At 33.0% G+C, this 17,775-nt stretch carries 16 protein-coding genes; 2 read left to right on the top strand and 14 right to left on the bottom strand.

The genetic code is table 11. The features are described 5' to 3' along the window. The first annotated feature begins 2 nt into the window (after positions 1-2). Positions 3-2,609, top strand: a complete 2,607-nt coding sequence (locus tag AC3B6G_RS00745; protein ID WP_489848550.1) for a YfhO family protein — start codon at positions 3-5, stop codon at positions 2,607-2,609. Positions 2,610-2,632: 23 nt separating this feature from the next. Here AC3B6G_RS00745 and AC3B6G_RS00750 read toward each other — a convergent pair whose 3' ends face one another. From AC3B6G_RS00750 to AC3B6G_RS00805, 12 genes are all read right to left on the bottom strand, one after another. Continuing rightward, positions 2,633-3,508, bottom strand: a complete 876-nt coding sequence (locus AC3B6G_RS00750; RefSeq protein WP_489848551.1) for an aldose 1-epimerase family protein — start codon at positions 3,506-3,508, stop codon at positions 2,633-2,635. A 30-nt stretch (positions 3,509-3,538) separates the two neighbouring features. Continuing rightward, a complete protein-coding gene (gene hslU / locus AC3B6G_RS00755; protein ID WP_489848552.1) occupies positions 3,539-4,984 on the bottom strand; it encodes an ATP-dependent protease ATPase subunit HslU in 1,446 nt (481 codons plus the stop codon). Between the two features lie 18 nt (positions 4,985-5,002). Then, entirely contained in the window at positions 5,003-5,545 is a 543-nt protein-coding gene (hslV, locus tag AC3B6G_RS00760; protein WP_489848553.1) for an ATP-dependent protease subunit HslV, read from the bottom strand. Positions 5,546-5,561: 16 nt separating this feature from the next. Further along, positions 5,562-7,682 (bottom strand): type I DNA topoisomerase, encoded by a 2,121-nt coding sequence (gene topA / locus AC3B6G_RS00765; protein ID WP_489848554.1) that lies wholly within the window; start codon positions 7,680-7,682, stop codon positions 5,562-5,564. Between the two features lie 68 nt (positions 7,683-7,750). Then, on the bottom strand, positions 7,751-8,629 hold the full coding sequence (gene dprA / locus AC3B6G_RS00770; protein ID WP_489848555.1) for a DNA-processing protein DprA: 879 nt from the start codon (positions 8,627-8,629) through the stop codon (positions 7,751-7,753). Positions 8,630-8,668: 39 nt separating this feature from the next. Beyond that, entirely contained in the window at positions 8,669-9,433 is a 765-nt protein-coding gene (rnhB, locus tag AC3B6G_RS00775) for a ribonuclease HII (RefSeq protein WP_489848556.1), read from the bottom strand. Then, positions 9,423-10,295 (bottom strand): ribosome biogenesis GTPase YlqF, encoded by an 873-nt coding sequence (ylqF, locus tag AC3B6G_RS00780; RefSeq protein ID WP_489848557.1) that lies wholly within the window; start codon positions 10,293-10,295, stop codon positions 9,423-9,425. The genes rnhB and ylqF overlap by 11 nt, the downstream gene beginning before the upstream one ends. 11 nt (positions 10,296-10,306) lie before the next feature. Then, positions 10,307-10,531, bottom strand: coding sequence for a YozE family protein (locus AC3B6G_RS00785; RefSeq protein WP_489848558.1), 225 nt, complete (start codon positions 10,529-10,531; stop codon positions 10,307-10,309). 39 nt (positions 10,532-10,570) lie between these two features. Beyond that, positions 10,571-11,071: a dihydrofolate reductase gene (locus AC3B6G_RS00790; RefSeq protein WP_489848559.1), complete on the bottom strand. Its 501-nt coding sequence runs from the start codon at positions 11,069-11,071 to the stop codon at positions 10,571-10,573. An 11-nt stretch (positions 11,072-11,082) separates the two neighbouring features. Continuing rightward, positions 11,083-12,033 (bottom strand): thymidylate synthase, encoded by a 951-nt coding sequence (locus AC3B6G_RS00795; RefSeq protein WP_489848560.1) that lies wholly within the window; start codon positions 12,031-12,033, stop codon positions 11,083-11,085. 12 nt (positions 12,034-12,045) lie between these two features. Further along, complete coding sequence (locus AC3B6G_RS00800) at positions 12,046-13,944, bottom strand: ABC-F family ATP-binding cassette domain-containing protein (protein ID WP_489848561.1); 1,899 nt, start codon at positions 13,942-13,944, stop codon at positions 12,046-12,048. Between the two features lie 13 nt (positions 13,945-13,957). Next, positions 13,958-15,163: a CCA tRNA nucleotidyltransferase gene (locus AC3B6G_RS00805; protein ID WP_489848562.1), complete on the bottom strand. Its 1,206-nt coding sequence runs from the start codon at positions 15,161-15,163 to the stop codon at positions 13,958-13,960. Positions 15,164-15,292: 129 nt separating this feature from the next. On the opposite strand from AC3B6G_RS00805, the gene AC3B6G_RS00810 reads away from it, so the two are divergent. Beyond that, positions 15,293-16,126, top strand: a complete 834-nt coding sequence (locus AC3B6G_RS00810; RefSeq protein WP_489848563.1) for a phage integrase N-terminal SAM-like domain-containing protein — start codon at positions 15,293-15,295, stop codon at positions 16,124-16,126. On the opposite strand, the gene AC3B6G_RS00815 is transcribed toward AC3B6G_RS00810, so the two are convergent. After that, a complete protein-coding gene (locus AC3B6G_RS00815; RefSeq protein WP_489848564.1) occupies positions 16,123-17,379 on the bottom strand; it encodes a tetratricopeptide repeat protein in 1,257 nt (418 codons plus the stop codon). The two genes, AC3B6G_RS00810 and AC3B6G_RS00815, sit on opposite strands and share 4 nt — an antisense overlap. 58 nt (positions 17,380-17,437) lie before the next feature. After that, positions 17,438-17,713, bottom strand: coding sequence for an HU family DNA-binding protein (locus AC3B6G_RS00820; protein WP_489848565.1), 276 nt, complete (start codon positions 17,711-17,713; stop codon positions 17,438-17,440). Positions 17,714-17,775: the final 62 nt, after the last annotated feature.

Consider the following 17,775-nt stretch of genomic DNA (forward strand, 5'->3'; position numbering starts at 1 on the left):
TAATGTTTTTTAAGAAGTATATTAGCCGCAATTTATCTTTATGGCTAAGTTTTATTTTACCTATTGCTATTATGACAGTTTATTTTGCTTATCGCAATATGGCACCATTTGGAAACAGTAGTATTTTAACAGTTGACCTTGGTCAGCAATACATTGATTTCTTTGCTTATTTTAAACATGCTCTTTTCAACGATCCAAATAGCTTTTTTTATTCGTTTTCCAAAGCCTTTGGCGGCGAAATGGTCGGCGTTTGGGCATATTATTTAATGAGTCCATTTAATTTATTGTTATTGTTATTTCCAATTAAATCATTGCCAAGCGCTATTTTAATTATTCTAATTTTTAAGTATGGTTTTGCTGGACTTTCATTTAGCTATCTATTAAAAAAGTCATTTTCTTTGAATCAATGGTTAATAGCTGGATTATCCACAGCATATGCTCTTAATGGTTGGATAATTGCTAACCAATTAAATATCATTTGGCTAGATTGTATGATTTTATTACCGCTTATAATTTTAGGAGTAAATAACCTATTTAAGTTAAAACAAACTAAATTGTACGTCATTTCACTAACAGCAATGTTAATCATTAATTACTACATGGCCTATATGATATGCTTATTCATTATTTTATATGTCTGTTATAAAGCAATTAATGAGTATCAAAATTTCAAACGAACTTTTAACATTTTAAAAAAATGGAGTTTAGCTTCTCTTTTGAGCGGCGGACTTGCAGCTTTCTTGTTATTGCCAACCTTTGCAGCTCTTAAAGCTAGTAAGGGAGCATACACCATAACCCATTATCATTGGAAATTTGAATACGCTCCTTATAAATTTATTGCTAAATTTTTTAATGGATCGTTCAACTTTTCTCAAATGCCGAATGGAACCCCAAATATATTTGTTGGCAGTATCGTCTTAGTTGCTTTCTTAGCATTCTTTTTTAATTCAAAAGTAAATATAAAAACTAAAATTACGACCGGTTCTTTAACCATTATTTTAATTTTATCAATGATGTTAGAACCGCTTGATCTTTTATGGCATGCAATGCAATTCCCGATTTGGTATCCATATCGATTCTCATTTATTTTTTGTTTTTGGTTGATTTTTATTGCTGCTAAAAGCATATCAATTGGTTTTAATAATGTAAGTTTACTTAGTAAAATATTAATTATCATTATTTTATTTGGCGGTATTTTAACGATTATAATCAATAAAAATCAATTTAACTTTTTAACGAATAGTAATATCATCATTGGAATAATAATTTTATTCATTTCAGTTATTACCCTTTTATTTTTCAAACAATCATCTTCATACATTATTTCAACAATTTTATTATTAATAATTGGTGAATTTAGCCTTAATACCTTCAATTCACTTAATAATATTTCATATGTTACTAATCAAAATTATGTTAATTACACCCTTAACTTAAAACGAGCCGTTAACAACATTAATGAACATGATTCTAGTTTCTTCAGATTAGGCAAAACATTTTATAGAACAAAGGATGACCCATTTGAAGCTAACTATAATGGTGGAGAAAATTTTTCATCAACTTTCGAAGCTAACACCCCTAACTTTATGGATCGAATTGGTGAACCTGACGGAGATGGATTTATTGAATATTCAAACGGAACTTTGATCACTGATTCATTATTAGGTTTTAAATATTTTCTACATCAAGAAAATGCCTCTCCTCAACAATATCTGCAAGCTTTAACTGATAAGCCAGACTTAAATCAATACGCCTTAATTAATACAAATCATAATATTCAAACTTATCGTAATCCATATGCCTTACCAGTTGCTTTTGCTGGTAGTGATGATATTTTCAATAAAAATGATTCAACTGATCCAATGCATTATCAGTCTAATTTATATAACCAATTAGCAGGACAATCCATTCGAAAGAATATGTTCACGCCTGTTAATTTCGCATCATCAGCATTTATCAATACTGGAAATCAAAATACTATCACAGGAAGCATGTTTAGAAAAAATAACTTATTAAAACCTGCTCACATTATTTTGAATTTTACCCCTAAAAATAACAATTCTTACTATTTAACATTGGGAAGTAATATTACAGATAAAAACGCGCTGATTACCATCAATGGCAAAAAATTAAACCAATATAACGTTTATAGAAATACTGTTGCTGCTAATGTTGGAAGTAATATTAAAAATAAACATATTAGAATTGACATTAGTTTATTAAAGGGCAATTTGTGGTTACAAAACTTAACTCTTTATCAACTAAATAATCAAGAATTTAAGAGGACTGCTGAAAAATTATTGAAGCAACCAATGGTTATTAAAAATCACACTAATCGCTATTTTAACGGTACAATTAATATTAAACAAAAACATAGAGCATTAGTTACAACGATTCCTTACGAAAATGGGTGGCATATTATTGCGAACGGAAAACAAGTTCATATTCAAAAATGGGCAAACATGTTTATTGCTGCTAAATTAAATCCGGGAAAATATAAAATTCACATTTTCTATTGGCCACCACTTTTTAATCTTGGAATTATTATTACCCTCATTTCACTTTTAATCATAATCATTAAATGGATATGGATAAAAATAAAGAAATAAAAAAATCCGCTTAGGCGGATTTTTTATTTGATTTTAATTGAGAAACTAGCGTTAAATTCTTTCTTTGGTTCTAGCTCTTGAATTGCAACTTTACTCTTATAATTACCATCAGAATTAACATCATCAGCTAATCCCCACCATGGTTCTATACATACAAAATTCCCAGTCTTAGGATACTGAGACCAGACTCCCACATATGGGGCTTTATCAACAAATAACTCGATTCCTTTATCATTTGATGGATTAACAATTGAAATTGTTGTTGCTTGTCCATTTAATTTAAAGATTTGAGCATCGTCTTTAAAAAGATCATGACTAAGGTCAATCGGTTTCGCTAAGTCTCTTGAATGAGCATCTTTTGGATCAATATATGAATTGACCAGTGGAATTTGTTCGTAATTCTTAGCTGGCAAAAATGACAATTGATAATCAGAATAATTCTCATCATCTAAAACTGGAATCTTAAATCCAGGATGAGCTCCTACAGAAAACCAAATTTTAGAATTCTGATCATTAATGACTCTTAAATTAATACTAATAGTATCTTTAAGGATTCGGTACTCAACTTGAAATTTAAAATCATATGGATACTTTTCTTTTGTTTCAGAGTTTGAATCGAGTTCCAAGGTTATTTGATCATCACTTTCTAAAACCTTATGAAATTCCATATCACGAGCAAAACCATGTTGACCAAGTGAATATTCCTTGCCATCTAATGAGTACTTATTATTCATTACTTTCCCAACAATTGGAAATAGAACCGGCGCATGTCTCCCCCACACGTCAGGATTAGCTTGCCATAATCTTTCATTGTTGTCACGGTCTTTAATACTGTTCAATTCAGCACCCTTAGAATTAATTTTTACAGTTAAAAACTGATTTGCTAAAGTATATAACAAATTATCATCCTCCGAATTAGTTATTTTAAACTATAAAATGAACTGTGATAAATTATGATCCTTAGCTAAATTACCAACCTTATCTTCCACATACTGTTCGGTAATTGTAATATCGCCCATTTCCATATCTGGACCTTCGTATAACAAATCTTCAAGTAATTTTTCAAGAATGGTGTGTAAACGTCTAGCACCAATATTTTCAGTGTCACGATTAACATCATAAGCAATTTCAGAGATTTTCTTAATTGCTTCAATCGTAAATGTTACTTTAATATTATCCGTTCCAATTAATGCAATATACTGTTTAATTAATGCATTATTAGGCTCTGTTAAAATTTTAACAAAATCATCACTTGTTAAATCGTTCAACTCTACTCGAATTGGAAATCTTCCCTGTAATTCTGCAATTAAATCGCTTGGTTTACTCTCTGCAAAGGCTCCTGATCCAATGAATAAAATATGACTAGTATCTACTAGACCATATTTAGTTTTAATTTTTGAACCTTCAACAATTGGTAAAATATCTCTTTGAACTCCTTCACGAGAAACCTCACCCTTAGATTGGTTATTGCTATTTGCAGAATGAGTAATTTTATCAATTTCATCAATAAAAATAATTCCGGCATTTTCAGCCTTATTGATTGCTTCTTGATAAATATCAGCATCATTAACTAACTTCTCTGACTCTTGTTGAATCAAAATTTTACGAGCATCTCGAACTGACATTTTACGTGTTACTTTACGTTTTGGCATTAAATTACCAAGCGTATCATTCAAATCGATTCCCATCTGACCAAGCATGTTATTTTGTTCGGTCATCATTTGCTTAGGATCATCCATTTGAATAGTTACTTCTTTATCTTCTAAGAAGCCCTTCTCTAATTTATCTAACGTTGAGCGACGTTCTTCTTTAACACTTTCACTAACGTTTTCTTGTTGATTTTCAAAAGGATTGATGTTTTGTGAAGGCGTTTTTCCAACTTTAATATCGTTCCACATTGCCAACAAATCTTTCATCTGGTCGTTTTCTTGTTGTTGCTGTTCTTGCTTAGATTTAGCAGGTACTAACATTCTCGCAATTTGTTGATTAGCATTTTTTTCCGCATCATTTCTAACTAATTCAAATTGATGTTGTTTTTCAGTTTGAACAGCGTTTTCAACTAAATCTCGAACCATTGATTCAACATCACCACCAACGTAACCAACTTCAGTAAATTTAGTAGCCTCTACTTTCACAAATGGAGCATGAACTATTTTTGCTAATCTTCTCGCAATTTCTGTTTTTCCAACTCCAGTTGGCCCTATCATTAATAGATTCTTAGGGGTAACGTCTTCTTGCATTTCTTTTGAAAGATTCATTCGTCGATAACGATTTCTTAATGCAACTGCAACTGCTTTTTTAGCATCATTTTGACCAATAATATATTGATCTAGTTCTTTTACAATTTGTTTAGGGGTCTTATCCATCGGATCCATTTCAATTCCTCCTAGTAATTATAACTCTTCGGAAATAATATTATGATTAGTAAAGATATCAATACTTCCAGCAATATCAATTGCTGCAGTAGCAATTTCTTTAGCACTCATATCTGGGGCATGATGCAACATTCCAGTCGCTGCAGCTAATGCAAAGTTACCACCAGAACCTATTGCTAAAATATTATCATCAGGTTCAATCACTTCTCCTGAACCCGAAACTAATAACAAATCATCATGATTAGCAACTATCAACAAAGCTTCAAGTTTTTGAAGTGCTGAATCACCACGCCATTCTTGAGCTAATTTAACGGCCGCATGTTTTAAATTCCCACTATTTGCTTTTAATTGACGTTCAAATTTTTCTTCTAGTGTAAAAGCATCTGCTACACTTCCTGCAAATCCAACTGCAACTTGACCATTATATATTTTTCGAACTTTATGAGCAGTCCCTTTCATAATAACTTTTTCACCCATAGTAACTTGACCATCACCAGCAAGGGCAATATGACCATTATGACGAACTGCACAAATTGTTGTTGCTTCAAATTTAATTGGCATTTATTCCACCTCTTGACTATTTTTGAACTGCTTCTTCATAATCTCCGTTTGGACAAATAACTTGAACTCCACCACGGATTTTCTTCTCAACAAGATAATGTCCATCTTTTGGACAATTTCGACCAATTGGACGATTCCAAGAAACAAAATCACATTCAGGATATCTTGAACAGCCATAAAAAATCCGGTTCCGTTTGGATTTTCTTTCAATCACATCGCCTTTATGACACTTAGGACATTCGACTCCAATTTTCTTGACAATTGCTTGAGTATTTCGACAATCAGGAAATCTGGAACAAGCATAGAATTTACCATACTTTCCCATCTTTATAACCATTGGAGCACCACAAATTTCACAATTAAAGCCTGCAGGTTCATCTTTAATCTGGACATTTTTCATGGTCTCTTCCGCATGTTTAACTTCCTTAGAAAATGGATTATAGAACTTGCTTACCACATCGACCCAATTTAACTTGTCAACCTCAATCTCATCTAATTCAGATTCTAAATCAGCTGTAAAATCAATGTTAATAATATCTGGAAAGTAGTCTTCAATAATTCCATTAACAATTTCACCTAACTCAGTAGGTTCAAAACGCCGACCTACTAACTTAACATAATAACGTTTTTGAATCGTACTAAGTGTTGGCGCATATGTTGATGGCCGTCCAACACCATTGGTTTCTAAAGTATGAATCAAATTAGCTTCACTGTAACGTGCAGGTGGTTGGGTAAAATGTTGATCTGGATTAGCTTTTTTGAGCTTCACTTCATCATCGGCTGCTAAATCAGGTAATTCTAAATCTTTCTCACGATTTCCATACAATTTAAGGAATCCTGGGAACTTTAGTTTAGAACCATTTGAACGGAAATTAACGCCATTTTGTTCAATCTCAACAGTCATGGTGTCCATAATTGCTGGGGTCATTTGGCTCGCCATAAATCTAGACCAAATTAATTGATATAAACGAAATTGATCACGATTTAAATACTTTTTGATACTTTCAGGGGTTCTAGTAACATCAGAAGGACGAATCGCTTCGTGGGCATCTTGAGCTCCAGCTGGAATTTTACCAGTGTAAGGTTTGTTAGCAGCATATTCAGCCCCTAAGTTTTCATGAAGGTACTTAGAAGCCCCGTGCTTAGCAATTGCAGCAATTCGTGTTGAATCAGTTCGCATATAAGTAATTAGCCCTTGATTACCAGCACTACCCAATTTAATTCCTTCATACAACTGTTGAGCCGTCATCATTGTTTTAACAGTTTTAAAATTCAATTGTCTATTAGCAACCTGTTGCATCGTACTTGTAGTAAATGGCTGAGGCGGCATTCGTTTTCGTTCTCTTTTTTTAACACTTTGAATTGTGAACGGCTTAGTTTTATCAATTTTCTTTAAAACGTTTTGCACATCATCATTATTACTTAAAACCGCTTTTTTTCCATCTAAACCATAAAATGATGCTTTAAATGATTTTCTTGACTTATTAAAATCAACGTCAATCGTCCAATATTCTTCAGGCTTAAATTTTTTAATCTCACGTTCTTTTTGAATGATCAACCATAATGCAATTGACTGAACCCGTCCAGCACTAAGTCCCTTTTTCACCTTTTTCCATAATAATGGTGAGATTGAGTATCCAACTAAACGGTCTAATACTCTTCGAGCTTGTTGTGCATCAACAAGATTCATGTCTATTTTACGAGGCGTTTTAAAGGATTCTTTAACGGCATCCTTTGTAATTTCATGAAAAGCAACCCGATTATTATCATTTACATCCAATCCTAAAAGATGAGATAAATGCCAAGCAATTGATTCTCCCTCACGATCCGGGTCAGAAGCCAGATAGATTGCTTTTGCTTTTTTAGCTTCTGTTCTTAACATCTTAATCGTTTCACCCTTACCACGAATGGAGATGTAGTGGGGTTCAAAATTATGTTCAATATCGACCCCCATTTTACTTTTTGGTAAATCACGAATGTGACCCTTGCTTGCAACTACTTTATAAGTCCGCCCTAAATATTTTTCAATCGTCCGAGCTTTAGTTGGTGATTCAACAATTACCAACTTCTTTTGCGTTTTACGCCGACTGCGTTTTTTAGTTGTCGACTTAGTAGTTTGTTTCGTTTTTGTTGTCATTCATTTATCCCTCAATTACATAAGTCAATTTCAATATCTTAATCTACCATATAATATGGCTATTAATATCAAAATGTCAAATCAAAGAACTGATTTAAAATATCCTGCGCACATAAAATCGGTTGTGCTCCTTCTTTTATCAACTCGTTACATCCCACAGATAAAGAACTATTAATTGGTCCTGGAACTGCCAAAACATTGCGGTTAAAATCAAGTGCTAGGTCTGCAGTAATTAAACTACCCGATTTTTTCTTTGCTTCTGTAATCAAAACATTTTCCACTAAGCCAGCAATGATTCTATTTCTCTCTGGAAAGTGATATTTTCGAACCCCTGTACCAAGTGGATATTCACTGATCAGCAATTGATTAGATGCAATATACCGCTGTAATTTTTGATTTTCTTTTGGATAATATTGGTCTAAACCTGTTCCAATTATCGCGATAGTGTGACCGCCATTTTGAAGCGTAACTTTATGTGCAATATAATCCACACCCTTTGCTAATCCAGACACTACACAGATTCCCTTATTAACGACCATTGGTAAAATTCCTTTTAAGACGTGATTTGTATATATTGTATTTTGACGAGCACCAACCACCGCCAATTTTCTTCGCTTCATTAGTTCCCAATTTCCTAAATAAAATAAAACTAATGGTGGATTATTAATTTCTCGCAAGAGAGCTGGATAATCAACATCGAATATGGTTATCCAATGAACATTCTTGATATTGTATTTAATGAGATTGATCGTCTCTGGACTATTAAATGATGTTTTAAATCTTTTTTGACAATTAAATTTAATTTTAGCAATCTTAATAATATCATTAGTGGACAATGGTCGCTTCATTTCCGGATTTTTAATTAGCCATTGATAGACTAAATTTTCTCCCCTGAAACTAATTCCATCGCATAACCTCAGTTTTAATAATAATAATTTTTTCTGCATACGTATCCCTCTCTTTTATGATAAATACGTAATTAAAAATTATTTAAATGTCAATTTTGCAACAGGATTAAAACTTCGACGATGGATCGGAGTTGCTCCATATTTAACTAAAGCTGCTAAATGTTTTTTTGTTCCATATCCGGCATTATGTTTAAAATCATATTCTGGATATATTTCAGCATATTGATCCATCAAATGATCTCGATAAACCTTTGCAACAATACTTGCAGCTCCAACTGTGACACTCTTAGCATCCCCATGAAATAATTTAGTTTGAGGAATATCAGTATCAATATGCATTGCATCAACCAATAGACTATCAGGTCTTACCTTTAAATTTTTTACCGCATCTGCCATTGCTAATTCGGTAGCATGATAAATATTCTCCTTATCAATTTTTTGACTACTAGAAACACCAATGCTGACAGCAACCGCTTGATCTAGAATTTGATAATATAATTTACTTCTTTTCTGAGGTGATAATTGCTTAGAATCATTAACATCAATCAACGAAAAATCGTGGGGCAAAATGACAGCACAAGTTACAACTGGTCCTGCTAATGGTCCTCGACCAACCTCATCTACTCCAGCAACATTTTCAATTTGTCCTTGCCAGTACTGTTTTTCATAACTCAAACGTCGTTCAAAATCATTTAGCTTTTCTTGATGTTGCTTTAAATGTCTAAGCTTTTGTGCAACTAATTTTTGCACTCCCTTACGTGAATCTTGTTTTAAATCAATCAGTAATTGATCATTGGGATCATTAACCTGCTCTAAAACAACTTTAATTTCTTTAATCTTCATTATCTTCAGAGCCTAGGACAATCTTAGGATCATCTAGGGTAAAACGCCCTAATTTGCCCTTTCTTACATCATTAATAATTCGAATTGAACCCTTTTCATAATCTGTTCGCATTCCAACATTTTTAGTTATCTTCAATAATAAATCAACATTGGAAAGTTCTTTGTCCTCATCATTTAATCGATAACGGCTAGCCAATGCATCCCAGTGGTATTTTCTAAAGTATCCAACAGCAAATAAAGCAACGTCATCATTATGATAAATACCAGCTTTAATTGAGTCAGCTAATGCTAACTTATTAGCAATTTCTTGATTTTGAAATTTAGGCCATAAAATTCCTGGCGTATCTAATAATTCCAATTCGGAACTAGCTCGTAGCCATTGTTGGGATTTAGTAACCCCAGGAGTATTCCCAACCCGAGCTGATCGTTTATTAACTAATCGATTCAATAGTGTTGATTTCCCAACGTTTGGAACCCCCACACAAATCGCTTTAATTTGTTGGTTGGAAAAACCCTTATTTTCTTGAACAGATAACTTGTCCTTTAAAATCGTGCGAGCAGCCTTTACAATTTGTTTAGTTGTCACATTTTGTTTAGAATCAATCGCAATGGCGGCATTTCCCTTTTCTTTGAAATAATTTAACCATTGATTAGTTAAATTAGGATCAGCTAAGTCTTTTTTAGTTAAAATTACTAGGCTAGGTTTGTCACTAGCAATTTTTTTAATTTCTGGATTAATTGAGCTGTATGGTAATCTTGCATCAACTAATTCAAATACAATGTCTACTAAATGAATATTTTCCTCGAATTGGCGAATAGCTTTAGCCATGTGTCCAGGAAACCATTGAATATTTACACCCATAATTTTCTCCTTTAATCCCGATAATCTAAGTACTTCTTCCAAGCATCGTCAAAAACGACCATCGAAGTTACATAATTTCCATTCGTCTCTAAATAGTTAGAAATCTCATCAAAATCAGTGGATTGTTTGGGAAATCCATGATCTAAAAAGACGTTATTCGCTAATTCAGCGAGTTCACTATAACTTTTGGGATTTCTTTCTGTCATTAAATATTCGTAAAATGTCTTTTGTTCCAATTATTATTCTCCTATACAAAAAAAGGTTAAAGAAGATCTTTAACCACGTTCTCGACGTCTAAAGATTCGAAAACTATAATCATATTTATTTTTTTCGTCAGCCTTAAAATGATTCTCTTTGACCATTTCAAATTTTTGATAATCAATCGGAATCATTTTAGTGTCACCATCAACGTTTGCATCAATCTTAGTCTGATATAAATAATCTACATTTGGCAATAGTTGTTGATATAATTGTGCTCCACCAACTACAAATACTTTCTTATTATCATTATGATGATAAAAATCAATAAATTGATCAATTGAATTGAAAACATTAACATCTGCTGGAAATTCGGCAGCAGCATGGTGAGTAATCACACAATTAACTCGTTTTGGTAATGGTTTTCCAAACGATAAATACGTTGTTCTTCCCGCAACAATAATGTGATTCAAGGTCGTTGTTTTAAAATAATGCATATCGGCTGGGAGGTTCCATGGTAAATGACCGTTTTTACCAATAAAACCATTTTTACTTTCTGCCCATAAAAATGCTAACATTTAAATACCTCCTAAACAGCCACTGGTGCTTTAATTGCAGGATAATGTTCATAGTCTTTAATTTTAATATCATCCATATCATAATCAAAAATACTATTTTTGTCAGGATTTAACCAAAGTTTCGGAGCAGGTTTTGGTTTCCGTTTTAACTGTTCCTTTACTTGGTCTACATGATTCAAATAGATATGAGCATCACCTAAAGTATGGATAAATTCGCCAGGTTCTAAATTACATTCTTTTGCAATTAAGCAGACTAGTAATGAATAACTAGCAATGTTGAAAGGAACCCCTAAAAAGATATCTCCACTTCTTTGATAAAGTTGGCAACTTAATTTACCATCATTAACATAAAATTGAAACATGGTATGACATGGTGGTAAAGCCATTGAAGGAATATCCTCTGGATTCCAAGCTGAAACAATTAATCTTCTCGAATTAGGAGTCGTTTTAATTTTATCAATCACATTTTTAATTTGATCAATAAAGCCACCATCTCGTTTTTTCCAATGACGCCACTGACTTCCATAGACATCTCCCAAATTACCGTATTTTTGGGCAAAAGCATCATCATCTAATACTTTTTCACAAAATAGCTTTTTCTGAGCTTGATATTCGTGATTGAATTTTTCATCCTTCAATCGACGATTCCCAAAATCAGTCATATCAGGGCCATGGTAGTCAGAAGAATTAACATAATTTTTAAATGCCCATTCATCCCAAATGTGATTGTTATTTTCTAATAAATAGCGAATATTAGTGTCACCATGTAAAAACCAAAGCAATTCACTTTTAATCAACCGGAAAGGCACACTTTTAGTAGTTAAAAGCGGAAACCCTTTTGAAAGATCAAAACGCATTTGATACCCAAACGTACTAATCGTTCCCGTTCCCGTTCGATCACTTTTGGTATGCCCATTTTCTAAAACATACTTTGCTAAATTTAGATATGCGTCTTCTAACAATCCAATCTCTCCTTATTCATCAACAAATTGGCTGAGGTATTCCCACCGTTTCATCTTTTCATCGGCTTCTTTTTCTACCTTTTCCAACTGTAATTGTAATTCTCTTATTTTATCATAATCTGTACTATTTTGAGCCATTTCATCTTCGATTTGACTCTTTTGATGATCTAACGCATCAATTTGGTCTTCTAACTTGTCCCATTCCATACTTTCCGCATAAGTTAATTTAGTCTTTTGCTTTTTTGGTGCTTCAGCTTTTGATTTATTGGATTCAGCTTTTTTAACTTTATTAGTAGCGTTCGACTTGTCCTGATTTTTTTGTTCAGATTCCAAAAAGTCTGTAAATCTTCCAACGTGACTTTCAATCTTACCATCACCATCAAAAATCAATAAGTGATCAGCAACTTTATCCAAAAAGTACCGATCATGAGAAACCGTAATAACTGTTCCACTGAAATGATCAATATAATCTTCCAAAACGGTTAATGTGCTAATGTCCAAATCATTAGTTGGTTCATCTAATAGGAGCACATTGGGTGCCTGCATCAATAATTTTAATAAATATAACCGTCTTTTTTCTCCACCTGATAATTTACGAATTAGAGTTCCATGCATAAATCGAGGAAATAAGAATTTTTCAAGAAGTTGGGTAACACTGACATCGTTACCGTCTTTATCAGTAACATGATGTCCAACATCACTAAGATAACTTATGATTCGCTTATCTTCTGGAATTGGTTCCATTTGTTGCGTATAATATGCCATCTTAACGGTTTCTCCTATGATTAGGGTACCGCTATCCAAGGGCAATTTACCAGCAATTACGTTCAATAAACTACTCTTTCCTGCCCCGTTTTCACCACTGATCCCAACTCGATCATTTCTTTGCACTAAAAGATTAAAATCTTTTAGAATTGTTTTATCAGCAATCTTTAAATTAGCATCTTTCAATTGAATGACTTTTTTTCCAAGGCGTTGTTGACCAAGTGAAATGTCAACATCATCCTCTGTTTTAAGATGATTAATGCTCCCCTTTAATTCATTAAAACGGTTGATTCGACCCTGTTGTTTTGTAGAACGGGCCTTAGCTCCTGTTCTCATCCAAGCTAATTCATGTTTATACAATTGTTGCTGTTTATGTTCTTCTTGAGCAGCCATTTCAGTCCGTTCAGCTTTTTGACGAACATAGTCTTGATAATTTCCTTCATACATATAAAGCTTTCCAAACGAAAGTTCCCAAATATTATTAACGACCCGATCTAGGAAGTACCGATCATGGGTAACCAATACTAGAGCCCCTTTATATTGAGCTAAGTATTGTTCCAACCAATTGATAGAGCTAAAGTCCAAATGATTCGTTGGTTCATCTAATAATAGTAAATCTGGTGATTGAATTAAAACTTGAGCTAAAGCCACCCGTCTCTTTTGCCCCCCAGAAAGACTGGCAACTTTTTGATTCATATCAGTAATTTTAAGCTGAGTTAAAATAGTTTTAACATCACTTTCAGCATTCCAAGCATCAGCTTCGTTCATTTGAGCTTCTGCTTTCATATATTGATTTTGAACTTTTTCATCTTCAGGATTTTTAGAATATCGATCTAATACGGATTCATAATGGCGAATAATTTTAAAAACCTCTTGACTCCCCGAAAAAACAGCATCTAAAATTGTTAAGTCTCCGTTAAACTCTGGATGTTGCTTTAAATAACCAATGGAATACTTTTTAGGTGTTTCAATCGATCCGGTAGATTCGCCGATTCCATCAAGTGTATTTAGAAGAGATGTCTTTCCACTTCCATTCACTCCAATTAATCCAATTCGATCTTTTTCCTTAATATCGAAAGTTAAATGATCAAAAATCGTTTTTTCACCATAGTTACGTGTTAAGTTTTCAGCTTTTAATGTTTGCATTTTTACCCCACACTTAATTCTTTAAATTTTGCGCAGCTTCAAGTAAATCACTTTCTGTATTGTTGATTTTTCCTGAAACAACTTTGGTTTCTAATTCCTTAAGAATCTGTCCTAGTTGAGGTCCCGGTTTCACAACCCCAGCTTTTATTAATACTTTACCATTAGTTTTTAAATCATGTTTAGAATGAATTGCTAATCGATCGTTAAGAAGATTAATTTGCTGACTTAAATCAGCATGACCTAATTGAATGGCAATTTGGTTAGCAACCATCATATCATCAATTCCAGTTCGATAAACTAACATTGAATCAACAGTATTTTTTTCAATCGATATCAAAGCTTCATTAACTAATTGTGTTGATTTAATAATTTCATTTGCTGATTTCCACGCTTTTAAAAACTTGCTAATATCATTTTTATTAAAACCAAATTGATATGATAATAATCCCCAAACCGCAACTTCATTTTTTAATTCCAAATGTTTTAATTTACTAATTTGTTCCAAAGAATCAATATGCTCCTTAAACATTGGAACATAATCAGTTAGATTAGTTTCGATCATATCCTTGATTCCTCTGCATGGATCTTGACCAAGCATCATTTTAACAAATTCTTCGTGAATCCGTTCCACTGCAATTTTTGCTAATAATTTACTATGTCGTTTAATTGCTTTGAAAGTATTTTCTTCAATTCGAAAATCTAGCTTACTTGCAAATCGAACTGCTCGCATCATTCGGAGGGCATCTTCATTAAAACGAACATTTGCATCGCCAACAGCTTTAATAATTTTGGCATGCAAATCATCAATCCCATGAAACAAATCAATGACGTCCCCATTTTCACGCATTGCCAAGGCATTAATTGTAAAATCGCGTCGTTTCAAATCTTCTTCTAATGAACGAACGAACGTTACCTTATCAGGACGACGATAATCTTGGTAACCAGATTCAGTTCGAAATGTCGTAATTTCATAACTATGTTTATGATCCATCACCATTACCGTTCCATGTTCAATTCCAGTATCAATCGTCTTGTTAAAAATGCTCTTAATTTCAGCTGGGTATGCACTTGAAGCGATATCAACATCGTGAATCGGTAATCCCAAAATGGTATCACGAACACTTCCCCCAACAAAATAAGCTTCAAAACCAGCTTGTTCAATTTGTTGCATAACTGATCGAGCATCTTCGAATTCTTTAGGTAAATTATTAATGTGCATTTTTACACTCTCCGTTCAACTTCTTACTAAAATAATAATAACAAATATTACATCTTTAAGGAATTTTTTATGGCTTTTTGTTATGATATAATAATAGTTAAAGTAACACATAACAAAGGAGCCTTGAAAATGGAGAAACAATTATATCCATATCAATCAGCATTTGAAAAACATCTTCAAAAGGAAGGGTTAGCTGATACCACCATTAATGAATATCAAATTAGTTTAATTGATCTTTTTAATTATCTTTCTAATTTTAACTTAGGATATCAAAATGACCATCGAGTTAGTCAATTGTTTGACCGTGATATTGAAAATTACTTACAGATGTTAGTTAATAATCGTGAAATTGCTGATTTAACTTACAATAAGGTTCTCTCCCATTTGAACGTTTATTTTAAATTCTTGTTCCAAAATAATTGGAATCAAAATCTACCGACATTATCAATAAAAGGAAAAGGCCGTGCAACTACTAAGCCAATCACAACGAAGTGGCTCGACACATTGCCCGACCTATTATTAAACTCAGATTTACACTATTACACGCGATTAACTTTACTATTGATCAGTCATGGGTATGGGGAAAAAGAATTTCTTCAGCCTAATTTTTACCGTGTCTTTAATTCTATTTCCTGGCAACCATTTGAAAAAGAATTCATTAAAAACTTCATGCAGTTTTTAAAACCCGTTCAAATCAAACAACAAAGTTCTGATATTTTCTTGAAACAACGATTTAGTAATGATCCTCATATTACATTACCTGGGTTGCATAAGTATCTTCGCCCGGATCAAGAAATTCTAGGATTTTCTTTAAGTCCATCCCGGTTATTACAAAGCTATATGATTCATTTTATTACAACTCATAATGATTGGAGTGTAAGTAAACTATCAGATAAACTAAATTTGGAGCCAGCTTCGATTTTATACTACCAAAGTCTACTTCAGAGACATCTTTTAAATTAGTTTTCGTTTACCATTTCAGCAATTGTTGAATCGGTCGGAACGATTTTAAGATATTTCTTTAACAAATCGATTCCTTTTTCTAACTGCCCACTCATTCTAAAGAAGAGTCCGGCTTCTTTCAAAAAGTCACCATCATTAGAGAAGTTTGGCAATGCCGCATCATAGTATTTCGTAGCTAAATCAATCTGATCTAATTGATCATATGAAAATGCAAGGTTCCACATTAATTGTGGATCCAAAGCATCCATTTGATGACTATTTGTAACCAATTTAACATTTTCATCGTATTGTTGTCTTTGTAAATAATAATTAGATGCTTTTAATAAAGCTTGAACATCATCAGGATCAAGTTCAACTGCTTTTAAATATTCTTGTTCAGCATCATCAAATTGTTGTAATTCTGCTGACAAATCAGCCGCTTTTAACCATAATTTCTCGTTAAATTCATCAACACTAAGTCCTTCTTGAAATACACGAAGGGCTTTTTCTTTTTGATTTTCATGAATCAAGGCCTCACCTAAATATGGATATAGTGTTGAGTAATCATGGTCGCTTTCTCGCAATGATTCGAACAATTCAATTGCCTTTTTGTAATCTGCCAATTGTAAATAAGTAAATGCCGTTTCAAATTTTACATCTGGAGTCATGTCCAATGGTTTAATTTGTTTTAAATATCCAATTGCATGTTCAAAACGACCATCATTAGCGTAAGCAACACCAATTCGTTCTACTAAATTAACAGAACTATACTTAGGAATTCCCTGCTTAATTAAGGAAAGATATAACGGAATCGCCTTGGCAAATTCATTCATCGTAAAATATAACTCTGCTAATGCAAAGGTAATTACATTTTCGTCTGGAGCTAACTTCTGTGCTAATAGTAATTTTTGTTGACTAACATCCAATAATCCTTGTGTCTGATAAAGATCCGCAGCAACCATTAGTGATTGAACATAGTTTGGTGAAGTTTCTGTAACTTGGCTAAGGTAGTTCAAAGCTTGGTCATCATCACCATCACTAATTAAAGCCTCCGCCAAATTAATCTTCAGTTCATCCTCAGATGGAAATTTAGTTAATAATTGCCGGTAAATATCTTCTGTATCATGATTAAACCCTAACGAGTATAATTCCTCTGCTAATGAATATAACATATCAGGATCATCATTTTTTAATGCTTTCTGATATAAGTCATGATATTGATCAATTTTCCCATTTTCTAATTCATCTAACGCACGTTCTGAATAGCTTGCCATTTTAAAAACCTCCAAAAATAAAAAACCAGTCCGTTAACCGGACTGGTAATTTTTAGGATTACTTAACAGCATCCTTTAATGCTTTACCTGGCTTGAAGGCAGGAACCTTACTTGCTGGAATTTGAATTTCAGCACCAGTTTGTGGGTTACGACCCTTACGAGCGGCACGGTTACGAACTTCGAAGTTACCAAAGCCAATTAATTGAACTTTTTCACCGTCTGCTAACTTTTCTTGAATAGTACTGAATACAGCATCAACTGCAGCAGTAGCATCCTTTTTAGTTAAATCAGTACGTTCTGCAACACCGTTTACTAATTCTGATTTGTTTGCCATTTTAACTTCACCTCCCAGTTAAATTGAAAAAGAGTCATAGTCATTTAATAACTATGACAATT

This window comes from Nicoliella sp. ESL1149 (assembly GCF_058107265.1).